This window comes from Phaeodactylibacter sp., assembly GCF_022763345.1.
Taxonomy (GTDB): domain Bacteria; phylum Bacteroidota; class Bacteroidia; order Chitinophagales; family Saprospiraceae; genus Phaeodactylibacter.
Genome location: NZ_JALEGS010000113.1, coordinates 1 through 22,510, shown reverse-complemented (window position 1 = coordinate 22,510; position 22,510 = coordinate 1). Strand labels below are relative to the sequence as shown.

Sequence of the window (22,510 nt, the reverse complement as noted above, 5' to 3'; positions counted from 1 at the left end):
GCCTTGATTATTTGGCTCTCTGTAAACTTTGATTTCTTCATAACAGCTTAAAGTTAGTGAATTTTTAAACTGTCTTATTTTTACGCAAGTCTACAAAGGCTATAAAAACCAATTGTGGGCGTCAGTATTAAAATTTGGCTATTGGTTCATTGTACTTTGGGGCGGGCTCTTATTCTTGTGGCACAGAGACCTGCTGCCTGATCCATTTGCCATACCTGTTTTTTCCCTTCTAATTTTGCATATGGCTTACGTAAAAGGATTTTTGGGGAGTTTGCTTAACAGCAGGGTATTCACGTATCTTGGGGATATTTCTTACTCAGTATACATGGTTCATATGCCACTGATTTTGACCCTGTTTGTTGTTTTACTCCTAAAAGGAGAGGTGCCCGTTCCTTCTAAAGAGGTTAATTTTGTGCAAAACTGGGTAGGTGCATTTATTTTTTGGGCAATCGTAATCGCAATCGCTTCGGCGACGTATAGATTTATAGAGCAGCCTGCACGGAATAAATTGAGAATTCTTTAAAATTGAGAATGGCTAAAACATTCAGTCTAATAACCAAAAGAATAATGATGAAAGATTTAAAAAGAGCTTTGCTTCTGGCAGTTTGTACAGTGGCCGGTTTTTCCACCCTGTTCGCACAACGCGTGGAGAGTGATTCGGAACTGATTGGAAAATGGGACCTTACCATCACGATGGAGGAAGAGCAGCTGAAAAACCTCGGGATTTTCAGGCACGGGCTGATGTCGTCCGAAGGCTTTCCAGGATGGCTACAGGTGAAGCTGTCGGGCTTCTCTACGCTCGTAGGGTACTACGTGGGGTACGAAGGCAGCGCCCGGCCCATTGCCGAAATCCACTACGACGAAGCAAAAGACAAGTACCACTTTACCATTCCGCCACAGTGGATGGACATTGATGATATTTACTTTGAGTTCAGCCTGAAGGACGATAAGCTGTCTGGCTATAAAATGCTCGATGGCAATAAGCTCAAATTTACCGGTGTGCGCGCACCAAGCCTGGCAAGGGAGGAGCCACCCGTATGGGGCACGCCCATCAATTTGCTCACCGAGAATATGGACCGCTGGATCATCCCGGAGAACAATCAGTTCAAAATGATTGATGGGATCATGATGAATGCCAAAAAAGGCGGCAACCTGATCTCCACTCAGAAATTTGATGACTTCAAGCTCAGTATAGAGTTCCGCTACCCCGAAGGCAGCAACAGCGGCATTTACCTGCGTGGCCGTCATGAGATACAGATCGAGGACTCCAAGGGAAGAGCAGATGATGTCAGTATCGGTGGCGTGTACGGGTTTATTGCGCCAACAGTTAACGCGGCGAAAGAGCCAGGAGAGTGGCAGACCTACGAAATCACCCTGGTGGGAAGGCACGTTACGGTAGTGCTCAATGGCATTGAAGTCATCTCGAACCGGCCCATTCCCGGAATCACCGGTGGCTCACTGGACAGCAACGAAGGTGAGCCCGGACCAATCATGATTCAGGGCGACCATGGGCCTATAGATTTCCGAAAGTTTGTAGTGACGCCTGCGGTGAACTGATCTTTCTAAACTTAGGCTGTCCTCATATCTGCTGAGGCTATGTTTGGAGCAGGCTTGCAATGCCGAGAGCTTCACACATAGCCTCAACAAAATTTCCAGGTAAACTGCCCAGGTCCCCAACTATTTCATGCCTATATCCGTCTGTAAAGGAAAAAAAGGACAATGAATCAATGGGTTATCGGTAGAATGCTAATCTTGGTTGCCATAAGTATCATCTTTTATTCCTGTAAAACGGAGGAGGGCTGTGGAAACGAACCGATCCAATCTTTAATGGGGTGTTGGTGGCACTCTTATGAGGAAGACATTTCAAATGACATTCTGATTTTCAGGCCTTGTAATGATCAGGATCAGGAAATTCCGCTATCCAGATTTAGGTCCGTTTTTGTTTTAAAAGACGAGGGGAGTTGTGAGTATTTAGTCTTACATCCACTGGATGCTCACTATATGGAAGAAGGTAAATGGGACTATAATGCTTGCACGGGAATCATTCAGGTTAAGACTTTGAAGGATAGTTCGATATTTGAAATGGAGGTAATGGATTTGGAAGAAGATAAGTTGACCGTTAAACAGGGAGGGTAGCAATGAGCGCTTGTTATTTGCAAATCAAATGTGAAAAAATTCGCATATTACCCCAAGCCATTTGCAAAATTCTCCGCTGAATATGAAGCATCAAATCTGCATCAACAGAGACTATGGTTGGTTCACAGGTGGTTTTGACAACAATCAGAAGCACAAGCACTATGCCATACAGCTGAGTATCCCGCTTGAAAGCCACGTGATCATTAAAGCATCCGAAACCACTATCGAGTCTGAACAGCCAGTATTGATAAAGTCAAACGTGGCGCATCAAATCCTTTCTGATACCCCTCAATTTCTGCTTTTGATCAATCCGGCTTCCGCCATTGGGCACTTTTGGAGCCATTTGTGCGAAGGAGAAATTCAGGAAGTCAGTTGTACACCAGCATCGGATTTAAAAAACCTATTATCCGATAAAAGTTGGCAACCTCAGCTTGCTCCTCAGTTGAACGCCATTATCGAAGCGTACGATTGTTTTTGCAGTACAGCTATTCACCAAGGAGACGAAAGAGTGAATCAGGCTCTTGCTTATTTGTCCAACCATTTTGAACGGGTGGTACCTCTTGATGAGGTTGCTGCTCATGTTCACTTGTCCTCAAGCCGGTTTCTCCACCTTTTTAAAGCGCAGACGGGGATTACCTACAGGAGAGCGCAGCTATGGAACAAACTTGTCAAAGGGCTGACTCAATTTGGTAAAAAGAGTTTTACCGAGATCGCTCATCAGAACGGGTTTGCCGACAGTGCTCACCTTAGCAGAGTATTTAAAGAGCATTTTGGTTTCAGTCCGCGTGCGTTTTTAAAGATTAGCCAGTTTGTTCAAGTTTAAGGAGCACGCTCACCCGATCTTTGTTTCATGAACCAATAACGACTCAGTACATGGAACAACAACCTGTAAAATCAGTGACCTGGGAGAATTATCTGAAACGAACGGATATCCTTGATTTTGACGCAACAATCATACAATCCCTGATTAAGGAACGAGGGTGGGGGAATTCGGAGGCGTCCGAGAAGGTAAAGCACATTTATAACTTTGTCAAAGATGAAATAGCGTTTGGCTACAACGTAAGCGATAGCCTTTCTGCTTCAGCGGTGCTTGAAGATGGATATGGTCAATGCAATACCAAGGCTAATCTTTTCATGGCACTCTTGAGGGCAGTTGGTGTGCCCAATAGATTGCATGGCTTTACGATTCATAAAGCTCTTCAAAAAGGGGCAATCAACGGGATTTGGTACAAACTTGCGCCTGAAAACATCCTGCACAGTTGGGTCGAAGTGTATGTGAATGGGGTTTGGCTCAATCTGGAAGGGATAATCTTGGACGAGCCATACCTGAGCACTTTGCAAAGAATGTTCCCAGATTGTAAAACGACATTTTGCGGATACGGAGCATATACCGATACCTTCCAAAAACCGGAAGTAGAATGGGCGATGAGGGATACCTACATTCAGGAGAAGGGTATCAATCAGGATTTTGGGTTATTTGATACACCTGACGAATTTTATAGTCAGCATCAGCAGAAATTAAGCCTTGTCAAAGGATGGGTGTACAAGTACTATGTACGACACCTGATGAACAAAAACGTGCAGCGTATACGAAGAAGGGGGCGCTCCATTTTGTAAGGGCGTATAAATTGCTGGCATCTTACTAATTACACCCACAATCCAATACATCAGAAATTGAAATAAAAATTTTCAAATCATTTGGTTTAATCTGAGGGTTTCTATATTTTGCAATTATGGTACGGCGCGACACACTCTGGAAAGCCCTCATTGAGGAATTGGTAGAAGACTTTCTGTATTTCTTCTTCCCGACGTATATGGATCAGATAGATCTCAGGCGGGGCGTAGTATTTTTGGATAAGGACCTTGAACAAATCATGCCCGAGGCGGATACCAGGCGACGGCATGCGGATAAACTCTTTAAAGTCTGGCTGAACGATGGTGAGGAGCATTGGTTTTTAGTACATGTGGAGGTGCAGGGTTATCCGGATGCAGGCTTTGCTTTCCGGATGTTCCAGTATTATTACAGAATTTTGGATCGCTACAATAAGCCAGTTACGGCTATAGCCCTTTACACAGATACCAACCGGGCTTATCATGCCACTGCCTATCAGACTAGTTTTCTGGGGACGGAACTTACTTATCGTTTTCAATCGTTCATATTGGCAGACAAAACCCCAGAGGATTTAAGGGCTTCGGGAAATCCATTTGGGTTAGCCCTGGAAACCGCTTACCGGGCATTAAATCCTAGGTTGAAAGATGATAATCAACTGATGGTCAGCAAACTGGAGTTGATGCGCCACTTGTTATCTCAGGGGCTGGATAAAGCGAAAATCCGGCAGTTGTACAACTTCATCAATATGTATGTGTCCTTTCAAAATTCAGAGAATAAGCTTAAATTTGAAAATGAAGTACGCAAGATTACCAAATCACGAGAACCTATGGGACTGGAAGAAGCTATTTTAAAGGAAGTACTGGAGCAAGGTATTGAGCAGGGCATTGAGCAGGGCATTGAGCAAGGTGTCGAGCGTAAGGCCCATACCGTAGTAATCCGGGCTCATGAAAAAGGGCTTCCTGTGGTCGATATTGCTGAGATAGCAGGTCTGACTGCAGAAGAAGTAGCATCCATTATAGCGGCTTATGAGGCAGACGAAGGTACAAGCGCCTGAAGTGTTTATTGGAATGGAAGAGATAGCCTTTACAACAGAAAACCTTCCGATTAGATTGAAAAAACGCCCCTATCCCCATTTCCCCTCACCATCCGGGTATGCATCGTTTGCGTGCAGGGTATGCAAAAATTCAGGTCGGGAAATAGTTGTCGCCCCCAGGCTAAGCAGGTGGCCGGTCTCCTGCTGACAGTCAATTAGGGTAAAGCCCTGCGCTTCCAGCCGGCGGACGAGGGAGATGAAGCCAAACTTAGAAGCATTGGAGGCTCTGGCAAACATAGACTCCCCAAAGAAGACCTTGCCAATTGCAATACCGTATAGACCGCCTACCAGCTCCTTATCTTTCCAAACCTCTACCGAATGCGCATAGCCTGCCTCGTGCAAACGCGTATAACCTTCCACCATTTCCCGGGTAATCCACGTACCTGCCTGCCCGTCGCGAGGCTGTTGGGCGCAGGCCCGCATGACTTCCGTAAAGCACTGATCGTAGGTTACTTCGAATTTGCGCCGATTGAAATAAGGACGCATGCTTTTGGAAACTTTCAGGTCTTCAGGGAAAAGCACACAGCGCGGGTCAGGGCACCACCACAAGATCGGGTCGCCGGGGGCATACCATGGAAAAATGCCGTTGCGGTAAGCCAGCAGCAGGCGCTCTTCGGACAAGTCGCCACCGGCTGCCAGTAAACCATCGGGGTTAGCATAGACCGGATCGGGAAAAACAATATGCTCAGGGTCAAGCCAGAAAACAGGCATGCGATATCGGGCATTAAAATGAAATAATCGCCCAAAATACACAATTCAACAAGGTGTTTTGTTGACGCTACCCGTTAAACAAAAGCGGCTTTTCGTTCCCCTCTGCCTCTTGATGTCTACGGTAGAGTTTCACAAAGCGGGCAGCTACTGCTATGATATCTTTGGTTTCCAGCTGTAGGCTGAAAAAAAGCATTGTATTCCGATTGCCATAGATGCGCTGCCGCAGCCCACGAACCTGATCGTTGAGCAGTTCTTCAATGCGTTGCAGGAGGCCAGGTTTTTCCTGCAAAACCCGAACAGCGTCATCCGGGTGCCCGGTTTGTAGAGTGCGGGCAACCTGTTCCAGAAAGCGCTCTACCGTTCGGGCCAGTTCCAGCAGCTGCTCCTGCTGCGCCTCAGAAAAGGGGACAAGGCTGTTGCGGACATAGTCTCTGCAAGCGTCTGTTACCAGTCGTACAGACTGAAGAAGATCCTGCTCAAGGTCATAAACCAGCAGGTACAGCCGACTGATTTCCGTATCGTCTTCCTCCACTTTTTGAATACTGCTGACTAGTCGGTACTTTAAGTCTTCGTGCCGTTCTTCCAGCGCCTGCATTTGGGATAACACATCACCGAGCAGGCTGAGGTCCTCCGCTACCAGTCCCTCTACGGATTGGCGGAAAAGCGTGCGTACCTGATCCAAAGTGCCGGCAATATAGGTTGCTGTTTCGGCTTGCAGCTCCTGAGCTGGCAATTTTTTGCGCCCGGTGGCCGCTTCCCGGGCTTCCTTCCGGCGCTCCTTGCGCTGATGGATCAGGAAAGTACGGCTGATGAAGAACACAGCAGCAATGACAAGCCCGCCAATTGCCCATACCCCAAACTGAAAAATCAGCCAGGCAAATATCGCCGATACACTAAAGGCAATAATAGCAGTACCGAACCATCCGCCAATCACATTCAGCACACCTGCTACCCTGTATACGGCACTCTCCCGCCCCCAGGCGCGGTCTGCCAGGGAGGTACCCATCGCCACCATAAAGGAGACATAGGTCGTGGAAAGCGGCAACTTCAGAGAAGTGGCAAAGGAGATCAACATACTAGCTACGGTGAGGTTGACGGCGGCACGCACCAGATCGAAGGCGGCTTGGTCTTCCACTGTGTCGGATGGCTTCACGGGCTCAAACCGATTATTGGTCTTGTGCAATAGGCGGTTTGGGATGATTCGCTGAAACCCTGCACCCATAAAGCGGCTGTACCGCACGATGCCCCGCGCCAGCATATTGGGGGAAAAGCGTTCTGAGCCTTCGCTCTGCCGCCCAAGGTTGACTTCCGTCTCCGTCACCGATCGGGACTTTTTAGACAGCCACAGCGTGAGTATCATAATCAAGCCGGCGAGCAACAGCATGTAGGTGCGGGTACGTACCGGTCGCTGCAGCACTTCCATGCTGTACTGCCCGGCTTCCTCACCGGAGCCAGACCAGGCCATATAAGACTCAAATCCGGCAATGGGCACACCGATGAAATTGACCAGGTCATTCCCTGCAAAAGCCATCGCCAAAGAAAAGGTACCGAACAGGACAATGAGGCGCAGAATATTGACTTTCAGCACAATCAAAACTTGCATCACGATGACCCAAAATATCAGAGATACCCCAACAAGTAGTGCGGTGTTCGCCTTGATCCAGCCCAGCACCTCATCCGAAATAAAGCTCGCCCCTTTAGCGCCCTTGAAAATCAGGAAAAAGGTTAGAATGGTCAGCGCCGTACCACCCCACAGGGCCCCCACCCAGGGAATACGCTTTTTGTACTCAAAAGTGAACAGCAGCCGGCTTAGGTATTGTAATATTGCCCCGATAGCAAAGGCGATGCCCACCGATAAAAAGATCCCTGAAATAATTGCGATGGCACTCGAAGTATTGATATACTGCCCCAGCGTATCCATGCCATCACCAGCGGCCAGTATTTTGAGTACGGATACCGCAACAGCGGCCCCCAGCAGTTCAAAAACGATGGACACCGTAGTCGAAGTCGGCATCCCAAAGGTATTGAAAAAGTCAAGCAGGATAATATCTGTGAGCATGACGGCCAGAAAAATCACCATAATCTCCGTAAAAAAGAAAAACTGCGGATTGAAGATGCCTTTGCGGGCCACTTCCATCATGCCACTTGAAAAGGTAGCGCCCACAAAAATGCCCAGGCTTGCCACAATCATAATCACATTGCGGGAAGCCACTCGAGAACCGATGGCAGAGTTCAGAAAGTTGACTGCATCATTACTGACGCCTACAATGAGGTCAGAGATAGCCAGTACAAACAGCAGGATAACTATAAAAAGGTACAGCTCAGGCATAGCAGTAGTTGGGGAGCCCCGAATTAGAGTCGTTTTTGAATCACAATAGCTCTGTTTTCAGCTCGTGAAAGCTACCCCTGAGTTATTAATTAAAGGTAAAGCCAGTGTTAAGTTTTTGCGCCTGGACCTGTTTGCCGTTTAGTCAGCCTTAAAAAACGCAAGGTGAGCAAGACAGCACTTGCACTCAGCCCAAGCACCAGCCCGATCCAAATCCCCGCGATATCTAAATCCTGCACAAAAGCCAGCCAGTAGCCCGAGGGGATGCCAATGGCCCAATAAGCCAGGAAAACAAAAAAAGTGGGCACTTTCACATCTTGTATACCCCGCAGCAGGCCGACTCCTATTGCCTGCACGGAATCGGAAATCTGGAAGACGGCGGTCAGGAACAGTAAGGTAGCGGCGAAGGTAATGACCTTAGGCTCATCATTAAATAAAAGAGGCAGCTCATGCCGGGTCAGTACAAATACAATGGCGCAAAACAGCCCGTAGGCAGCCGCAATCACAAAGGTAGACTGTCCAACACTGCGGGCATGCAGCCAATCCTGACGGCCATATGCGTAGCCTACCCGGATGCTCCCTGCTGCACTAATACCAACTGACACCATGAAGGTAAAGGAAGCAACGCTAATGGCAATCTGATGGGCAGCCTGCTGAATATAGCCCAGCCATCCAGCCATAATTCCGGAAACGGCGAAGGCGGCAGACTCCATACCATACTGCAAACTGGCGGGGATACCTATGCGGAAAACATCTTGGAAACGCTCCCGGCGTATTTGTAGCTGATCTGCCAAATGTTGCCGGTAGGGCGCAAAGCCTTTGCTATAAGCAATCAACCAAAACAGGGCAATCATGGTGACCACCCGGGAAGCCATCGTGCCCACACCCGCCCCTTCCAGCTCCATACGTGGTGCGCCCCACTCTCCAAAAATGAAAGCATAGTTGACCAGCACATTTACGGGGATGGCAAGCAGGGCCAGATACATGGGCACACGGGTGCGCCCCAGCCCATCGGCAAACTGCTTCATCGCCATAAAAATAGCCATAGGTACCATACCCCAGCCCATCCAGACCAGGTATGGACGAGAGAGGTCAGCCACGATTTCATCCTGCCCAAAGTAGTAAACCATATCTACTCCAAAGTGGATGCCGATAGCAAACAACAACGACATGATGGTGACAATCAGCCCACCGTTGAAGAGGATCCGCAGGGGCTTGTCGGGCTCATTCTCTCCCATTGCGGAAGCCACCAAAGGCGAAATGGCAGTGGTCAGCCCAATCGCCAGAACCAGGGGCAGGGTAATGAGGTTATTGACAAAAGCAGCGGCAGCCAGTTGCGAACTGTGGATCGCTCCCACCATTGCACTGTCGATGATACCCAGCGCAATCTGCGTCATATTGCCCAGTATGATGGGCCAGCCCAGCTTTAAAGTAGGTTTGACTTCTTGCCACATGCTTGAAAAATTGCGCGGCAAAGGTACAGTATTGTCAGACTTGTTGCCGGTTTTTGATGACATTGGTATATTTGAGACCGATCTTTTTTGTGCCCGGCGGGCGGGGCCCGCAGCAAAAGCATTCAAAGCATGAAACGCCTTCAACAACTTATCCGATACAGTACCTTCGCCCTGGGCCTTATTTTGGCGTGCAGCTTTATTTCGGAGCGCAATCAGGCAGGGGCGGTCGAGCGGCCCTGGAAAGTACGCGCTTACATCCAAAAACACGATTTCCTGGCTGAAGCCCTGCGCCAGGAAACGGGCATCCCGAAGGCCATTATTTATGCCGTAGCTGGCCTCGAGAGCGACTGGGGCAGAAGTGAGCTGGCAAAAAACGCCAATAACCACTTCGGCATCAAGTCAAAACCGGAATGGCGCGGACTGGAATACTGCAAACCTACTCAGGAGTACAACGGGCAGCAGATGGTGACGCAGAACGATTGCTTCAGAAAGTACCCGCTCATCCGCCGGAGTTACGAGGATTTTGGTGACTTTCTGATGCAGAGCGAGCGCTACGCCATCCTCAAAACCCTGGAAGCAAACGATTACACAGGCTGGACGGATGCCATACAAAACGGAGGGTACGCCACTGATCCTGAATATGCGCATAAGCTACGGGGTATTATCTGGCGCTACCAGCTTACCAAATTACCCTGACAACGTTTGGGAAACGTAATTTTTTCTATTTATTAACGACCGGAATTTAGGGCTAATACCCAAAAGCCCTATTTTTGATTTTTTCCAAAACTAAAACCAGCAACACCATGGACCTCAATGCGCCCATTTCTACTATAATGTCCACCGAGCTTAAGACCGTCGCGCCGGACAGCCCTGCTACCGAAATTGATACCTTATTCAAGGAAAACCGCATCCACCATATCCCAGTGCTCGATGAGAAGCGCAAGGTGGTCGGCATCGTAGGCAAGTCGGACTTCCTGTACCTGCTGCGGGGCTATACTTCCCATGAGACAGACCGCTTCCGGGAAACGGCCAAGCTGCGGGCCTTCAAAGCCATGGAAATCATGAAGGAAGAAGTGGAAACCCTTCGCGATAGTGACCCGATCAGGGAAGCCGTGCGCTTACTCGCAGAGAATCGCTACCAAGCCTTGCCGGTGCTCGATGATAAGAATAGCATTTGTGGCATCGTCACAACACATGATATCCTTGACCTCGTCAACAAAGCCGGATAGCAATCCTGATTTTATTCGCCCATGACCTCCTGAATGGAAGGTTTTTCCAACTTGCGCCCCAGATAGACAATCTTAACCCCTTCCTCACATTCGTAATCGTCAAGACTGTGGGGAATGGGTTCAAGGTTGCCGTCTGGTGAAAGCAAAAACAGCGGTGCGGTATGCGTATTAACGGCAGTACGGTCAAGTATTCGCTCAATATCCTCTTTAGCATTCACCTCCAGTTCATGGACAGTCGGGAAGTCCCGGGCAATCTCATTTAGATTGAGGAAGTCATCGGTATAGGAGAAAATGCCCTGCTGTGGCAATTCCTCCCGGCCGCGCTTGAGCTCATCGGGCGTCAACAGGCGGAAAGCGCCATTCTCACCAAAAATTTTCTGGTATTTGCGCACGGCATAGGTGTTGATGTCCGCACTGCTCGTCATAGAAATCATGTAGCCCATGTCCAGCAGCTCAAACTGATCGGACAGGTCATCGGTGTAGATATTGACATTGTATGCTTCTAAGTTTTCATCTTTGGCCTTTTTTACATTGCTCTCGTTATTGTCAATGAGCACTACGTGCCGGTTGCGGCCCTGTAGGTACTGCCCGATGATACGGCTGGCCCCATTAGCGCCCACAATGAGAATACCCTCCGAGCTGTCGAGTGTGACTTTAAGTACTTTGGCGATGAAGCGGGCCGTGGTGGCATTAATGAGCACGGTGCCCAGCACAATCATAAACACCAGAGGTACTAAAAACTCAGCGTCTTCCACCGGTGGGTTTTCTGACGTCAGCGTCAGCCCAAAAAGGGAAGCGATACCCGCCGCAACAATACCCCGTGGGCCTACCCAGGAAATGAACAGTTTTTCCCGAAAGTTCAGATCAGAGCGGCGCGTACTCAGGAATACGCCTATGGGCCGCAGGATTAGCGTGATGGAAAGGAAAAGCCCGAGGGCGCGCCAGTCGCTGATGATGATTTGGATGTCATCAACGTTGATCAGTGCGGCCAGTATGATAAACAAAATGGAGATTAGCAGCACACTCAGCGATTCCTTAAACGACAATATCTCCTTGAGCCAGGGCACGTCCATATTGCCCAGCACCATGCCCATGACCACCACGGATAGAAGCCCGGACTCATGGGCCAGCACATCAGAGAATACGAAGATGAGCAGTACCATTGCCAGGGTGAAGACATTGAGGAGATAGTGCGGGATCAGGTCCCGAATGATGAACTGATAAAGGGCATAGCCCGCTACCGCGCCCATAGCCAGCCCAATGAGGAGAATTTGGAAAAAGGAAATCAGCGCATGGGAAGTGAATTCCACGCCGCCCTCGGCTGAGCGGATAAATTCAAAGACCAGTACCGCTACAAGCGCACCGATAGGGTCAATCAGAATGCCCTCCCACTTCAGTACTGTGCTGACGTTGCGGTTGAGTGGAATATTTTGCAGGATCGGCGCAATTACAGTCGGCCCGGTCACAATGATAAGCGCACCAAACAGGAAGGAAACCGCCCAGTTGAGCTCCATGATATAGTGCGCAAAGAGACCAGCGCCGATAAAAGTAATGAGCGACCCAACGGTTATCATTTTCAGGATAGCCGGGCCCACGCCGGCGATTTCCTTCCGTTTCAGTGTGAGCCCGCCTTCAAAAAGGATAACGCCAATGGCCAGAGACACGAAAGAGAACAGGTATTTGCCGGGGAAAATCCCGGTCGTCCCTTTCTCGCTTTCGACCAGGAGCGGTTCCAGCAGTTTCTCACCATCATGGGTAAAAAAAGTGGAAATCGGCCCGACAATCAGCCCAATCAGGATCAAAGGCAGGATAGCCGGCACTTTGGTGCGCCAGGCCAGCCATTGGGCGAAGATGCCTAAAACGATGATGCCAGCGAGTTCGAGCATGGGCGTTGTCCAGTTAGTGGGTTGTAAAAACAGTTTAGCTTTACAATTAACCCACTACACCCGGCCTTGGTTTGCAAGTCTTTGCGATGATGGCTGCTAAATACCTGAACTTCCGTGGTTTCGGCAGAAAAATAACTACCTTTGCGCTTCGAAAATTCACGCAGTCTATATGTCTTTCAACAAAGAACTCAACCGGCGCCGCACTTTTGGTATCATCAGCCACCCGGATGCCGGAAAAACCACCCTTACGGAAAAGTTGCTGCTCTTTGGCGGTGCCATTCAGGTAGCCGGTGCCGTTAAGTCAAATAAAATTAAGCGCAGCGCGACTTCTGATTTCATGGAGATTGAGCGGCAGCGGGGTATCTCGGTAGCAACCTCCGTCATGGCATTTGAGTACCGGAACCTCAAAATCAACATCCTCGACACCCCTGGCCACCAGGATTTCCAGGAGGATACCTACCGCACGCTTACGGCGGTGGACAGCGTGATTGTGGTGATCGACGTAGCAAAGGGTGTGGAAGCACAGACCGAAAAGCTGGTCAATGTATGCCGCATGCGCAATACACCGATCATCGTTTTCATCAATAAGCTGGACCGCGAGGGCCTCGATGGCTTCGACCTCCTCGACGAGCTGGAGCAAAAACTGGGGCTGACCGTACGCCCGCTGAGCTGGCCAATCGGCATGGGGCAGCGCTTCAAAGGCGTGTACAGCATGTACGAGCAGAAGCTGGTGCTGTTCCGCCCCCACGGCAAGCAGGAAGATGAGGAAGATCGAATAGAAATCAATGACCTGGCGGATCGTCAGCTTGATGAGCTAGTGGGCGAGGCAGCAGCAGATGAGTTGCGGGAGGAAGTTCATATGGTTGAGTCGGTTTATCCCAAATTCGACCGGGAGGCCTACCTGAAGGGTGAGCTCTCACCGGTGTTTTTTGGCTCAGCCATCAACAACTTTGGCGTACGCGAGCTCCTCGATTGCTTTGTGGAAGTGGCACCTCCACCCCTGGGGCGGGTCACCGAAGAACGGGAAGTCAAACCCACCGAAGATAAATTTGCCGGTTTTGTATTTAAGATCCACGCCAATATGGACCCCAACCACCGGGACCGTATTGCTTTCCTGCGGGTTTGCTCCGGCCGCTTCGAGCGCAATACCAACTACCTGCACGTGCGGCAAAACCGCAAGATGAAGTTTCCCAACCCCACAAGCTTCATGGCAGCCAAAAAGACCATCCTGGAGGAAGCCTACCCCGGTGATGTGGTGGGTCTCTACGATAGCGGCAACTTTAAGATTGGCGATACGCTCACCGAAGGCGAAGTGCTGCACTTCAAAGGCATTCCGAGCTTCTCCCCGGAGCAGTTCCGCTTTGTCAATAACGCCGATCCGCTCAAGTACAAGCAGCTCGATAAAGGGCTGGTACAACTAATGGACGAGGGCGTGGCGCAGCTTTTTACCAAAGAGGACAATAACCGGAAAATCATTGGCACGGTGGGTGCCCTGCAATTTGAAGTTATTCAGTACCGCCTGGAACATGAGTACGGTGCCAAGTGCAGCTACGAGCCGGTCAACCTACACAAAGCCTGCTGGATCACCTGTGATGATGAAAAGGCCATGAAGGAATTCATTCAGCGGCGTAAGCGCGACCTCGCCCGCGATAAGCACGGGCAGCTGGTCTACCTGGCAGAATCTGCCTGGTCCCTGCAAATGGCGCAGGAGAATCATCCGAAGGTGCAATTCCACTTTAAGAGCGAGTTTTAGACCGGGCAACTTTACGCGCTTGCCAGAGCGGAGGGGCTGTTGCGCAGAGATTTTGCAGGGGTATGTTCAAGGTTATAAACCGGATTTCCCATCCGGAGCCAGCTCCTTGTGCCTCTGCTTTCCTTTCTCGCTCAGGTAGGGAAACAGCAAGGCCATCATCGCCCGGTGGTAATACCGCACAACTTCCTCCCCTTCCTGTTCAAACTGTATAGTGGACTCTGTAATCCAGTGGTTGCCTACAATGAGAAATTGGGTAACCAAATGATCGTACTGTCCGGGCAGGGGCTCGGGTTCCATCCACCCCCGCTGAATGAGCTGTTGTAGCCCATGATGAAACTGCTGACGGCGTACAACCATCAGCTGCCGGAAGTTCTGCCGCATGCTGTCGATCCGGCGGATGATGCGCGCAAAGTCCAGTAGCAGGAAGCGGTAACGGTACATCAGCTGAAAGGTCAGCCAGGACTGTTCCCACACTTCCTGAAGATCGATGTCCGGCCGGAATGCGCTTTCCGCAAAGGGCGAAATCTCCGCCACCAGTTGCAAGTAAAGCGCCTCAATGAGCTCATCCGTATTTTTGTAATGGTAACAAAGGTTGCCGTGGCTGATGCCCACCTCTTCCGCAATACTTCGTACCGTTGCCTGATCGGTGCCAAGTTCATTGAATTGCCGGAGGGCGGTCTTCAGTATGCGATCTTTGGTTTTCATGTGCACAAAACTAATATTCCTGAGAACGAAAATCCTGGTACAGTTGTTCTAAATTTAATTAATTAGTACATTTGTTCTAAAATAAATTTCAAATGGAGCAAGCACCTGATCCGCAGAACGAAGAAAAAATGATGGACAAGTCCCTCAACCAAATGAAGGACAGTTACCGGTCTATCGACGAAAAGTTGAAGCTTCAGGAAAACGATTCCCTCTTGCTGCTGGCGGGAAAGGTTGTACTGCGGGTTTTGCTCATTATCGTCATGATTGCGCTTTCGCCATTCCTCGTCATTGGGCTAATCTTTGCCTTTATGGCGGCGCTATGAGCAGGCGGCAGGTTTTTGGGGTCAGTCTGCTCCTTTTTGTGCTGCATCAGCTGCTGCAAAAGGGCTTAAGTATCCACCTGCCTTTTTTTCACGCCTACCTTGATCCTTTTCTTTCCATGCCCATCGTGCTAGGCCTGCTCGACTGGGAGCGTACACGGCGCTATGGCTGGAGGCCACTAATTCCCTGGGAGATTGCCGTGGTGGCTTTGCTGTTCGTTTTTTTGTTCGAGTGTGGCTTTCCGCTTTGGAATCCGGCCTTTACTGCCGATTGGTGGGATGTGCCAGCTTACGGGGCGGGGGCGTTGGTTTATGGTAGTAGCAGGCCACATGCTCAAGTCTGACGTTAAGTGTGCCTGTTGTCGTTGAAAAGTCGGGACTCACTGTTTGAAATAGATAACACGGGAGAACCCTGTAACCGCGACATTGATCATCGCTCCTTGATAGGGGCCCCAAGCACTTTAAGAGCTAAAGGACATGACAATGTAACCATTTGCTCAGCAGTGCATTATGCCATTAAAAACATGACACGTCTCCTGCTCCCCTTCCTCCTCTGCTTATTGACGGTTACCGGAACCGCACAAACCAATCATCGCACCCAGTACTGCGATCTTCCTGTTTACTTCGATTTTGGTGCGGATAGCCTGTCCGCTAACGCCCGCGTCCGTCTGCAACAACTAGCCATTGATATCGTGGATTTACCGGGCTTAGATATCCGCCTGACCGCACATACAGATGCCGTAGGGGGCTCCGGGGCTAATCTCGCCCTTTCGAAAAGGCGTGCCCAAGCCGTGTCAGACTTTCTTACCGCAGCGGGCATCCCGGACAGCACGCTTCAGCAGGTAGGCAAAGGCGAGGCGGCACCCGTAGCCAATAATGATACACCGGAGGGGCGGCAGCAAAACCGGCGGGTGGAGGTGCAGGTGTACTCAACCGTGCCCATGCGTACACTCACGGGGCAAATCAGCAGTCAGACAGACAGCATAGGTGTGCCCGCCACAGTCCTCCTCTCCACAGACAACTGGAGGGATTACCTGAAAACCGATACCACCGGGCAGTTCACCACACTGATACCTGCCCTGCAGCCCGTGCGCCTTGATGCCTTCGCAAAGGGCTTCTTCTTTGATACAAAAGTACTGGCACCAGACTCCTCCGCAGCGGATGTAGAGGCCACGCTACCGCTGCCCCCGGCTGATGCCGGTGCTAAACTTCCGGTCAAACGGTTGCACTTTGTAGGTGATCAGGCGGTGCTCCTCCGGAAATCATTACCGGAACTCGACCGGCTGCTGCGGTTTATGGAGCTCAATGCCGACCTGGAGATCATCATCCACGGGCATGTCAATGTCCCCAATGCTCCCCCGATAAGCCCATCCTCCGCTAGTTTCAAGCTCTCTGAAGACCGGGCAAAGCGTATTTATGAATTTTTAACAAGCCATGGTATTGACGCCGCCCGACTTTCCTGGAAAGCCCATGGTAACTGGGAAATGCGCTATCCCCGTGCCGTATCTGAAGGGCAGCAAGCGGCGAACCGGCGGGTGGAGATTGAAGTCCGGTAACAGCAGGGCGGCGGCAGCGTACAAACAGCAGGGTGCTTCCCAACTCTGGGCGCTGGAAATCTGTTTCCCCTAAAAAAGCTCATGCGATTACTACCCATTTTTGTCCTTATCCCCCTGCTCGCCTTCAGCTGCGGGAAGATCAATCCACCCGGCCCCAGGCTGTTCAAATCCTCCAAATTGCCCGTGGATAAAATCCAGTTGCCGGAAGGTTTTGAAATAGAAGTGTATGCCGAAGGCGTGAAAAATGCCCGCTCCATGGACCTCTCTCCGGATGGTACGCTATTCGTGGGGACAAGAGGCGAGGGTAAAGTCTATGCTCTAAAAGACACCAACGGTGATGGCCGCCCTAATCAACAGTACGTTCTGGCTGCCGGGCTCAAAATGCCCAATGGGGTGGCGTTTCGGGATGGTGATCTGTACGTGTCGGAGGTCAGTCGTATTCTGCGTTTTCCGGACATCGAAAGCCGGCTGGAGAATCCCGGTGAGCCCGAAGTGGTCTACGATCGTTATCCTACCGAGACTCACCACGGCTGGAAGTACATCGCCTTTGGGCCGGATGGCAAGCTTTATGTGCCGGTGGGTGCCCCCTGCAACATCTGCAAAAGCGAAAAACCCGTGTTTGCTTCCATCACCCGCCTTAATCCGGACGGGACCGGCATGGAGGTCGTTCAGGAGGGCATCCGCAATACCGTTGGCTTCACCTGGCACCCCAAAACGGGCGAGCTTTGGTTTACAGACAACGGGCGCGACTGGTTAGGCGATGATCAGCCTTACTGCGAGCTCAACCGGGCACCGGAAGACGGGCTGCATTTTGGCTACCCCTATTGCCATCAGGGAGATTTGCCAGACCCCGAATTTGGAGATACTGCGCCCTGCTCAGACTTTACCCCGCCGGCTGCAAAACTCGGTCCGCATGTAGCGCCGCTTGGGCTGGAATTTTATACCAGCAAGCAATTTCCGGAAGCCTATCAAGGCCAAATCTTCGTCGCTGAGCATGGCTCCTGGAACCGTAGCGAAAAAATTGGTTACCGCGTCATGATTGCAACGCTCGATGGCAATGAAGTGGTGAGCTACAAACCCTTTGCGGAGGGTTGGCTGGATGATGGTGATGTCTGGGGCCGCCCCGTGGACATTGAGCTGCTGCCCGATGGCTCTATGTTGGTGAGCGACGATTTTGCCGATGCCATTTACCGAATTTACTACAACCCCAAGTCATGAAGCAGCGCATGACCTGGAACGCCCAATTCTATGACCAAAAGCATGCCTTTGTAGCGGAATACGGCAAAGGCTTAATCGAATGGCTGGCCCCTAAGCCGAGGGAGCGTATCCTGGATTTGGGCTGTGGTACCGGGCACCTGGCTTATGAAATTGCTCAGGCTGGCTGTGAGGTGGTTGGGCTGGATGCCTCAGCGGCGATGGTTGAACAAGCGCGCAGGGCATTTCCGGAACTGCACTTTGAGGTGGGCGATGCCGCTGATTTTTCATTTACGGAGCCATTCGATGCAATTTTTTCCAACGCCACCTTGCATTGGGTACTGGATTATCAGGCGGCAATTGCGTGCATGTACCGTCATTTGAAGCCGGGGGGCAGGCTGGTGCTGGAAATGGGTGGAGCCGGGAATATTGAACAGATCATCCGGCAGCTCCGCACCGAATTGCAAAACCATGGCTACCGGGCAAAAAGTGAATTGCAACTTTGGTTCTTCCCGGGCATCGGCACCTACACCAATGCGCTGGAGGCTGCGGGATTTCAGGTGAAAATGGCTCAGCATTACGACCGCCCCACGCAATTGCAGTCTTCTGCACACGGTGTGGAAGACTGGCTGAGTATGTTTGCTGGCGCTTTCTTTGAAGGAGTCCCTGAGGGAAAAGCGGCTGAAATTAGAGCACAGGTACAGGCAGCAGCCCGCCCCCACCTTTTTCGGGACGGGCATTGGTACGCCGACTACAAAAGGCTGCGCGTGATGGCCGTGAAGCCTCTCCGGGCAGATAAAGATTGAAGAATTGGTTAAAAACCGGTAAATTACAGCTATAATCCTCAAGCCGTGACTGAATACGCTCATTTCCTGTCCCCGTTTGGCTGCCTTCGCGTAGAGGGTAGTGAAGATGGCATCAGCCTGGTGCAGATGGTGTCGACCAAGCCTTGTCCCACAGGGCCTATCCCGGCGGTCCTCAAACCCTGCATACAGCAGCTGGCCGAATACTTTCGCGGCGACCGGGATGGCTTTAACCTCAAGCTTGACTTTGGAGATGCCCCGCCTTTCCACAGAGCCGTCTGGAATGAACTTTTGAAAATCCCCTATGGCCACACCACCACTTATCAGGCGATTGCCGAAAATCTGGGGGATAAAAAAGCCGTACGTGCGGTAGGGCAGGCCAACCGGCACAACCCTATTGCCATCATCGTGCCCTGTCACCGGTGCATTGCCAAAAGCGGGGAACTGCAAGGGTACTTTTATGGGTTGGATATGAAACGGCAGTTGCTGGAATTGGAAAACCCGCTGAGCTTTGCCCGTCAGGGAAGCTTGTTTTAAGCGCGTCACAAATATGGTCCCAACTTATGCTACGGACAAAATTTAAACTTTAACCGATGGAGGTCACCACTCAAATCCCCACAACCCTGGAAGAACGCCTGAAATACGGCACAGAGCTGCGTATTGCGGCAAGCTGGGAAGACTTTTTGGAGCTCCTGCCTGCTGCAGAGTACCGCGTGGAGTACTACGGTGGCGAAATTATTTCTGTTATGGGCCAAGCTTCTGATAATCATGAATTGATCGTTGCTGCAATTATCAAGTTGATCAGTAACCTTTTGGACAGAGATGATACTTATTACATCTACGGCAGCAATCTGCCCCTTTACGCTGAGGGCATAACCAAAAATTACTACAACGCGGATTGTACCGTCGTCAGGGGAAAAGCCGAGAAGAAAGAAGTGCTGCCCGGGGTGAACGCTACTACCAACCCAGTCTTGCTGGTCGAAGTACTGTCTCCTTCCACCGAGCAGGAAGACCTCTCCACCAAGCTGCACCACTACCGCGAAATGCCTTCTGTACAGCAGCTCTTATTTATTCACAGCACGTCTATGCGGGTGACAAGCTACACCCGTGAGCCTGAGCAGGATGGATGGCTGCTGCGGGATTTTACGCAGGCAACAGACAAGTGCCCAGTGCTGGATGAAGGGCAATTTTCACTGGAAGATCTTTACCGTAAGGTCGATTTATAAATCATTGTCCTCTTGTCAGCAAAACCTACGCAGCTCCGCGACTACATAACAAAGTACACCCCCCTTTCTGATGCCGACTGGGCAGCAATCGCCTCTAAGTTTTCCAAAATCGAATTCCCCGCAGGCGCGCTAGTGCTCGAAGAAGATAAGATATGCCGCTATTTGTACTTCCTTGAAAGCGGATTGCTGCGTTACTATATTCTAAAAGACGGAGCAGAAGTTACCAAGTACTTTACCGAAGCGCCTTATTGCTTCACTTCCCAGGTTAGTTTTTCAGCGCAGATACCCGCAAGGGAAAGTATCCAAGCTCTGGAACCTTCCGAGATATGGCAAATCACACTTGATGACACCAACGCACTGCTCAACCTTCCTTCATGGAGCACTTTCGTTCGAAAGTTAATACAGGAGGTGCAGTACTATACCGAAGTTATTCTTCAGGAACTACAAACCGAAACGGCTGAGCAACGGTATCGGCGCATGCTACACGAAAAAGATCCACTGTTGAAGCGTGTCCCTCTCAAATATCTTGCCTCCTACCTGGGCATCGCCCCACAGTCTTTAAGCCGTATCCGCAGAAAAATTGCGGAAGAAAACCGAACTTAACATAGGTGCAGTGAAGTGCCGATAATTGCCCGGAAATTTGTCCTATCAAAAGCACATCAAACGATATGACTAAATTTCTTCTTTTACTCACAACTATTTTACTCGCTTTGAACCTATCCGCACAGCAGACTAATTTCCATTTTAGCCACTCCGATAAAACAGAAGCTCCGCCAGAGGAAATCTGGAAGATTTGGACAGATGTACCAAATTGGAAGGACTGGGATACAGGCTTGCAATCTACAGAATTACAGGATCCTTTCGGGGTAGGGGCAAAAGGTAAATTGATTCCTAATAAAGGGCCGAAAACCAAATTCATGATCACAGCAGTCAATCCCGGAGTCTCCTACACCTTCCAGACCAACGTACCATTTGGCAAGCTTTTGATACACAGGTATCTGCAAGTACAAAATGGGCTTACCGTATTTACGCATGAGGTAGAATTCACCGGGCTGCTGCGTAAATTCTGGGGTCGGCAACTTGGAGAAAACTACCGAACCATGCTACCATCTGTACTCGCAAACATCAAAGCTATCGCTGAGCAAAATCCCTAACGCAGATGCTGTCAATGAAATTGGTTTATCTCGCAAACATTATCGTCGCAGGGTGGATAAGCCTGACCTCCATGTTTGCCCCGCGCATAGCTGCAGCCACTATCTTTTCCAATGTTTATCCTGGTACAGATGTTATCCGGCTGGTAGGCTGTCTGTGGCTGGGTATCGCCGTGCTGTCAGTGTTGGGCTTATTCCGTCCGGTCACTTTTGCGCCGGTGTTCCTGATCCAGTTGATTTACAAAGGCAGTTGGTTGCTACTGGTGGCTCTGCCGGCAATAAGAGCGGGGGAAAACTACCCTTCCGGTATGGCTGCTTTCTTCTTGATCTGGGTATTAGTTCTGCCATGGGTGATGCCATGGAGTACATGGTGGGGATAGCCACGAATGCAAGAAGAGCTGGATCTTGCACGTTTTTAATTCTGTTTGCCCTGAATTGAAGTTTAGAAAAAACTGAAAAGGATATGGATTGAGCACCTTTTTAGATGCACTCTGTTTGAGCGTCCTCAATAAAAAAGTACAAAAATCTAATCCGGCCCGACAAGAATCTTCGTAGCTGATTTTGTAAGTCATTTTTTAAGACAAACCAGAATCATTATGACCCAAAAGCTACTTAGATCTTTAACCATGTTGGTATTTCTTGCTTGTTTTACACCGGCAAAAGCATTGAAAATACCAGTCGTTACCGCCCTTGACAACGTGACAGGCTCCCTCCGGCTGGCGGTTAGCACTGCATCTCCAGGAGATACGATCTCCTTTGACCTGGCGCTGGATGGCATTCCTGTTATCCTTGCCGGCAGCGAGGTGATCATAGACAAACCCCTCACTATCGTCGGTAACGGCTCTGCCAATACCATGATCAGTGCCAATAACCTTAGCCGAATTTTCAATATTTCGAGTGGGGTATCCGTAGTCATTCAGGACCTGATGTTGATGAATGGCAGCAGTTCCAGTTTGGGTGGTGCCATTCTTTGCAATAGTGCGGAATTAACCCTTTCCAATACAGTTGTTACGAATTCAACGGCAAGTGGAGCCACTGCAACTGAAGGTGGCGGCGGTATCGCTAATCTAGGAGGCAATATTACCATTATTGATTCCGAAATTTCCAACAACACCGCATCCGGGATGTCTGGTAGTGGCGGTGGTATCCTCAATTTGTCCGATGGCACCCTAACGGTAACTAATTCTACCATAACTGGGAATACAGCCATGCGTGCCGGAGGCGGCATCGAAGACAACTCCGGCGAAAGCACAACTGTCACGCTGGTCGACGTCACCCTTAGCGACAATACGACTGGCAGTGCTCCGGGCAACGGCGGCGGCGTGCACATCACCGGCCCTGGCGATATGGACATC

At 50.2% G+C, this 22,510-nt stretch carries 24 protein-coding genes and 1 pseudogene; 20 read left to right on the top strand and 5 right to left on the bottom strand.

What is annotated here, in order from left to right; genetic code table 11:
• Positions 1-76: 76 nt before the first annotated feature.
• The 6 genes from MRY86_RS27285 to MRY86_RS26880 all read left to right on the top strand — a co-directional run bounded on the left by MRY86_RS27285 (position 77) and on the right by MRY86_RS26880 (position 4,802).
• A complete protein-coding gene (locus tag MRY86_RS27285) occupies positions 77-523 on the top strand; it encodes a hypothetical protein (protein WP_363325354.1) in 447 nt (148 codons plus the stop codon).
• Positions 524-567: 44 nt separating this feature from the next.
• On the top strand, positions 568-1,557 hold the full coding sequence (locus MRY86_RS26900) for a DUF1080 domain-containing protein (protein ID WP_293562704.1): 990 nt from the start codon (positions 568-570) through the stop codon (positions 1,555-1,557).
• A gap of 162 nt (positions 1,558-1,719) precedes the next feature.
• Complete coding sequence (locus tag MRY86_RS26895; protein WP_293562705.1) at positions 1,720-2,136, top strand: hypothetical protein; 417 nt, start codon at positions 1,720-1,722, stop codon at positions 2,134-2,136.
• 82 nt (positions 2,137-2,218) lie between these two features.
• Positions 2,219-2,959, top strand: a complete 741-nt coding sequence (locus MRY86_RS26890; RefSeq protein WP_293562706.1) for an AraC family transcriptional regulator — start codon at positions 2,219-2,221, stop codon at positions 2,957-2,959.
• Between the two features lie 50 nt (positions 2,960-3,009).
• Positions 3,010-3,753 (top strand): transglutaminase-like domain-containing protein, encoded by a 744-nt coding sequence (locus MRY86_RS26885; RefSeq protein ID WP_293562707.1) that lies wholly within the window; start codon positions 3,010-3,012, stop codon positions 3,751-3,753.
• Between the two features lie 116 nt (positions 3,754-3,869).
• The gene (locus tag MRY86_RS26880) at positions 3,870-4,802 is read left to right on the top strand and encodes an Rpn family recombination-promoting nuclease/putative transposase (RefSeq protein ID WP_293562708.1); all 933 of its coding nucleotides are present in this window, start codon (positions 3,870-3,872) and stop codon (positions 4,800-4,802) included.
• Between the two features lie 69 nt (positions 4,803-4,871).
• Here MRY86_RS26880 and aat read toward each other — a convergent pair whose 3' ends face one another.
• The 3 genes from aat to MRY86_RS26865 all read right to left on the bottom strand — a co-directional run bounded on the left by aat (position 4,872) and on the right by MRY86_RS26865 (position 9,332).
• A complete protein-coding gene (gene aat / locus MRY86_RS26875; protein WP_293562709.1) occupies positions 4,872-5,552 on the bottom strand; it encodes a leucyl/phenylalanyl-tRNA--protein transferase in 681 nt (226 codons plus the stop codon).
• A 67-nt stretch (positions 5,553-5,619) separates the two neighbouring features.
• The gene (locus MRY86_RS26870; protein ID WP_293562710.1) at positions 5,620-7,881 is read right to left on the bottom strand and encodes an inorganic phosphate transporter; all 2,262 of its coding nucleotides are present in this window, start codon (positions 7,879-7,881) and stop codon (positions 5,620-5,622) included.
• Between the two features lie 107 nt (positions 7,882-7,988).
• Complete coding sequence (locus MRY86_RS26865; protein WP_293562711.1) at positions 7,989-9,332, bottom strand: MATE family efflux transporter; 1,344 nt, start codon at positions 9,330-9,332, stop codon at positions 7,989-7,991.
• A gap of 129 nt (positions 9,333-9,461) precedes the next feature.
• Here MRY86_RS26865 and MRY86_RS26860 point away from each other — a divergent pair, with 129 nt between their 5' ends.
• Together MRY86_RS26860 and MRY86_RS26855 are read left to right on the top strand one after the other, a co-directional pair.
• A complete protein-coding gene (locus tag MRY86_RS26860) occupies positions 9,462-10,028 on the top strand; it encodes a glucosaminidase domain-containing protein (RefSeq protein ID WP_293562712.1) in 567 nt (188 codons plus the stop codon).
• Positions 10,029-10,135: 107 nt separating this feature from the next.
• Entirely contained in the window at positions 10,136-10,561 is a 426-nt protein-coding gene (locus tag MRY86_RS26855) for a CBS domain-containing protein (protein ID WP_293562713.1), read from the top strand.
• A gap of 11 nt (positions 10,562-10,572) precedes the next feature.
• Here MRY86_RS26855 and MRY86_RS26850 read toward each other — a convergent pair whose 3' ends face one another.
• Positions 10,573-12,447, bottom strand: a complete 1,875-nt coding sequence (locus tag MRY86_RS26850) for a sodium:proton antiporter (RefSeq protein ID WP_293562714.1) — start codon at positions 12,445-12,447, stop codon at positions 10,573-10,575.
• A 169-nt stretch (positions 12,448-12,616) separates the two neighbouring features.
• Between MRY86_RS26850 and MRY86_RS26845 the strand changes: the two genes are divergently transcribed.
• Positions 12,617-14,200, top strand: coding sequence for a peptide chain release factor 3 (locus MRY86_RS26845; RefSeq protein WP_293562715.1), 1,584 nt, complete (start codon positions 12,617-12,619; stop codon positions 14,198-14,200).
• Between the two features lie 72 nt (positions 14,201-14,272).
• On the opposite strand, the gene MRY86_RS26840 is transcribed toward MRY86_RS26845, so the two are convergent.
• Positions 14,273-14,905, bottom strand: a complete 633-nt coding sequence (locus tag MRY86_RS26840) for a TetR/AcrR family transcriptional regulator (RefSeq protein WP_293562716.1) — start codon at positions 14,903-14,905, stop codon at positions 14,273-14,275.
• Between the two features lie 92 nt (positions 14,906-14,997).
• Here MRY86_RS26840 and MRY86_RS26835 point away from each other — a divergent pair, with 92 nt between their 5' ends.
• The 11 genes and pseudogenes from MRY86_RS26835 to MRY86_RS26785 form a co-directional block, all read left to right on the top strand.
• On the top strand, positions 14,998-15,228 hold the full coding sequence (locus tag MRY86_RS26835; RefSeq protein WP_293562717.1) for a hypothetical protein: 231 nt from the start codon (positions 14,998-15,000) through the stop codon (positions 15,226-15,228).
• The gene (locus MRY86_RS26830; protein WP_293562718.1) at positions 15,225-15,569 is read left to right on the top strand and encodes a hypothetical protein; all 345 of its coding nucleotides are present in this window, start codon (positions 15,225-15,227) and stop codon (positions 15,567-15,569) included. Before MRY86_RS26835 ends, MRY86_RS26830 begins: the two co-directional genes overlap by 4 nt.
• A 180-nt stretch (positions 15,570-15,749) precedes the next feature.
• A complete protein-coding gene (locus tag MRY86_RS26825) occupies positions 15,750-16,781 on the top strand; it encodes an OmpA family protein (RefSeq protein WP_293562719.1) in 1,032 nt (343 codons plus the stop codon).
• A gap of 81 nt (positions 16,782-16,862) precedes the next feature.
• A complete protein-coding gene (locus MRY86_RS26820; RefSeq protein WP_293562720.1) occupies positions 16,863-17,999 on the top strand; it encodes a sorbosone dehydrogenase family protein in 1,137 nt (378 codons plus the stop codon).
• Entirely contained in the window at positions 17,996-18,781 is a 786-nt protein-coding gene (locus MRY86_RS26815; RefSeq protein WP_293562721.1) for a class I SAM-dependent methyltransferase, read from the top strand. Before MRY86_RS26820 ends, MRY86_RS26815 begins: the two co-directional genes overlap by 4 nt.
• A 45-nt stretch (positions 18,782-18,826) precedes the next feature.
• The gene (locus MRY86_RS26810; protein WP_044217624.1) at positions 18,827-19,315 is read left to right on the top strand and encodes a methylated-DNA--[protein]-cysteine S-methyltransferase; all 489 of its coding nucleotides are present in this window, start codon (positions 18,827-18,829) and stop codon (positions 19,313-19,315) included.
• Positions 19,316-19,371: 56 nt separating this feature from the next.
• Positions 19,372-20,004, top strand: coding sequence for a Uma2 family endonuclease (locus tag MRY86_RS26805; RefSeq protein ID WP_293562722.1), 633 nt, complete (start codon positions 19,372-19,374; stop codon positions 20,002-20,004).
• A gap of 12 nt (positions 20,005-20,016) precedes the next feature.
• Positions 20,017-20,607, top strand: coding sequence for a Crp/Fnr family transcriptional regulator (locus MRY86_RS26800; protein WP_293562724.1), 591 nt, complete (start codon positions 20,017-20,019; stop codon positions 20,605-20,607).
• A 65-nt stretch (positions 20,608-20,672) separates the two neighbouring features.
• The gene (locus MRY86_RS26795) at positions 20,673-21,158 is read left to right on the top strand and encodes an SRPBCC family protein (protein ID WP_293562726.1); all 486 of its coding nucleotides are present in this window, start codon (positions 20,673-20,675) and stop codon (positions 21,156-21,158) included.
• Between the two features lie 5 nt (positions 21,159-21,163).
• Positions 21,164-21,535: a hypothetical protein gene (locus MRY86_RS26790; RefSeq protein ID WP_293562728.1), complete on the top strand. Its 372-nt coding sequence runs from the start codon at positions 21,164-21,166 to the stop codon at positions 21,533-21,535.
• A 246-nt stretch (positions 21,536-21,781) separates the two neighbouring features.
• Positions 21,782-22,510, top strand: a pseudogene (locus MRY86_RS26785) (hypothetical protein); the annotation flags it as partial.

Coding starts and splice junctions, on each gene's coding strand:
- MRY86_RS26900 (WP_293562704.1), top strand. CDS start 568: ATGATGAAAGATTTAAAAAGAGCTTTGCTTCTGGCAGTTTGTACAGTG.
- MRY86_RS26895 (WP_293562705.1), top strand. CDS start 1,720: ATGAATCAATGGGTTATCGGTAGAATGCTAATCTTGGTTGCCATAAGT.
- MRY86_RS26890 (WP_293562706.1), top strand. CDS start 2,219: ATGAAGCATCAAATCTGCATCAACAGAGACTATGGTTGGTTCACAGGT.
- MRY86_RS26885 (WP_293562707.1), top strand. CDS start 3,010: ATGGAACAACAACCTGTAAAATCAGTGACCTGGGAGAATTATCTGAAA.
- MRY86_RS26880 (WP_293562708.1), top strand. CDS start 3,870: ATGGTACGGCGCGACACACTCTGGAAAGCCCTCATTGAGGAATTGGTA.
- aat (WP_293562709.1), bottom strand. CDS start 5,552: ATGCCTGTTTTCTGGCTTGACCCTGAGCATATTGTTTTTCCCGATCCG.
- MRY86_RS26870 (WP_293562710.1), bottom strand. CDS start 7,881: ATGCCTGAGCTGTACCTTTTTATAGTTATCCTGCTGTTTGTACTGGCT.
- MRY86_RS26865 (WP_293562711.1), bottom strand. CDS start 9,332: ATGTGGCAAGAAGTCAAACCTACTTTAAAGCTGGGCTGGCCCATCATA.
- MRY86_RS26860 (WP_293562712.1), top strand. CDS start 9,462: ATGAAACGCCTTCAACAACTTATCCGATACAGTACCTTCGCCCTGGGC.
- MRY86_RS26855 (WP_293562713.1), top strand. CDS start 10,136: ATGGACCTCAATGCGCCCATTTCTACTATAATGTCCACCGAGCTTAAG.
- MRY86_RS26850 (WP_293562714.1), bottom strand. CDS start 12,447: ATGCTCGAACTCGCTGGCATCATCGTTTTAGGCATCTTCGCCCAATGG.
- MRY86_RS26845 (WP_293562715.1), top strand. CDS start 12,617: ATGTCTTTCAACAAAGAACTCAACCGGCGCCGCACTTTTGGTATCATC.
- MRY86_RS26840 (WP_293562716.1), bottom strand. CDS start 14,905: ATGAAAACCAAAGATCGCATACTGAAGACCGCCCTCCGGCAATTCAAT.
- MRY86_RS26835 (WP_293562717.1), top strand. CDS start 14,998: ATGGAGCAAGCACCTGATCCGCAGAACGAAGAAAAAATGATGGACAAG.
- MRY86_RS26830 (WP_293562718.1), top strand. CDS start 15,225: ATGAGCAGGCGGCAGGTTTTTGGGGTCAGTCTGCTCCTTTTTGTGCTG.
- MRY86_RS26825 (WP_293562719.1), top strand. CDS start 15,750: ATGACACGTCTCCTGCTCCCCTTCCTCCTCTGCTTATTGACGGTTACC.
- MRY86_RS26820 (WP_293562720.1), top strand. CDS start 16,863: ATGCGATTACTACCCATTTTTGTCCTTATCCCCCTGCTCGCCTTCAGC.
- MRY86_RS26815 (WP_293562721.1), top strand. CDS start 17,996: ATGAAGCAGCGCATGACCTGGAACGCCCAATTCTATGACCAAAAGCAT.
- MRY86_RS26805 (WP_293562722.1), top strand. CDS start 19,372: ATGGAGGTCACCACTCAAATCCCCACAACCCTGGAAGAACGCCTGAAA.
- MRY86_RS26795 (WP_293562726.1), top strand. CDS start 20,673: ATGACTAAATTTCTTCTTTTACTCACAACTATTTTACTCGCTTTGAAC.
- MRY86_RS26790 (WP_293562728.1), top strand. CDS start 21,164: ATGCTGTCAATGAAATTGGTTTATCTCGCAAACATTATCGTCGCAGGG.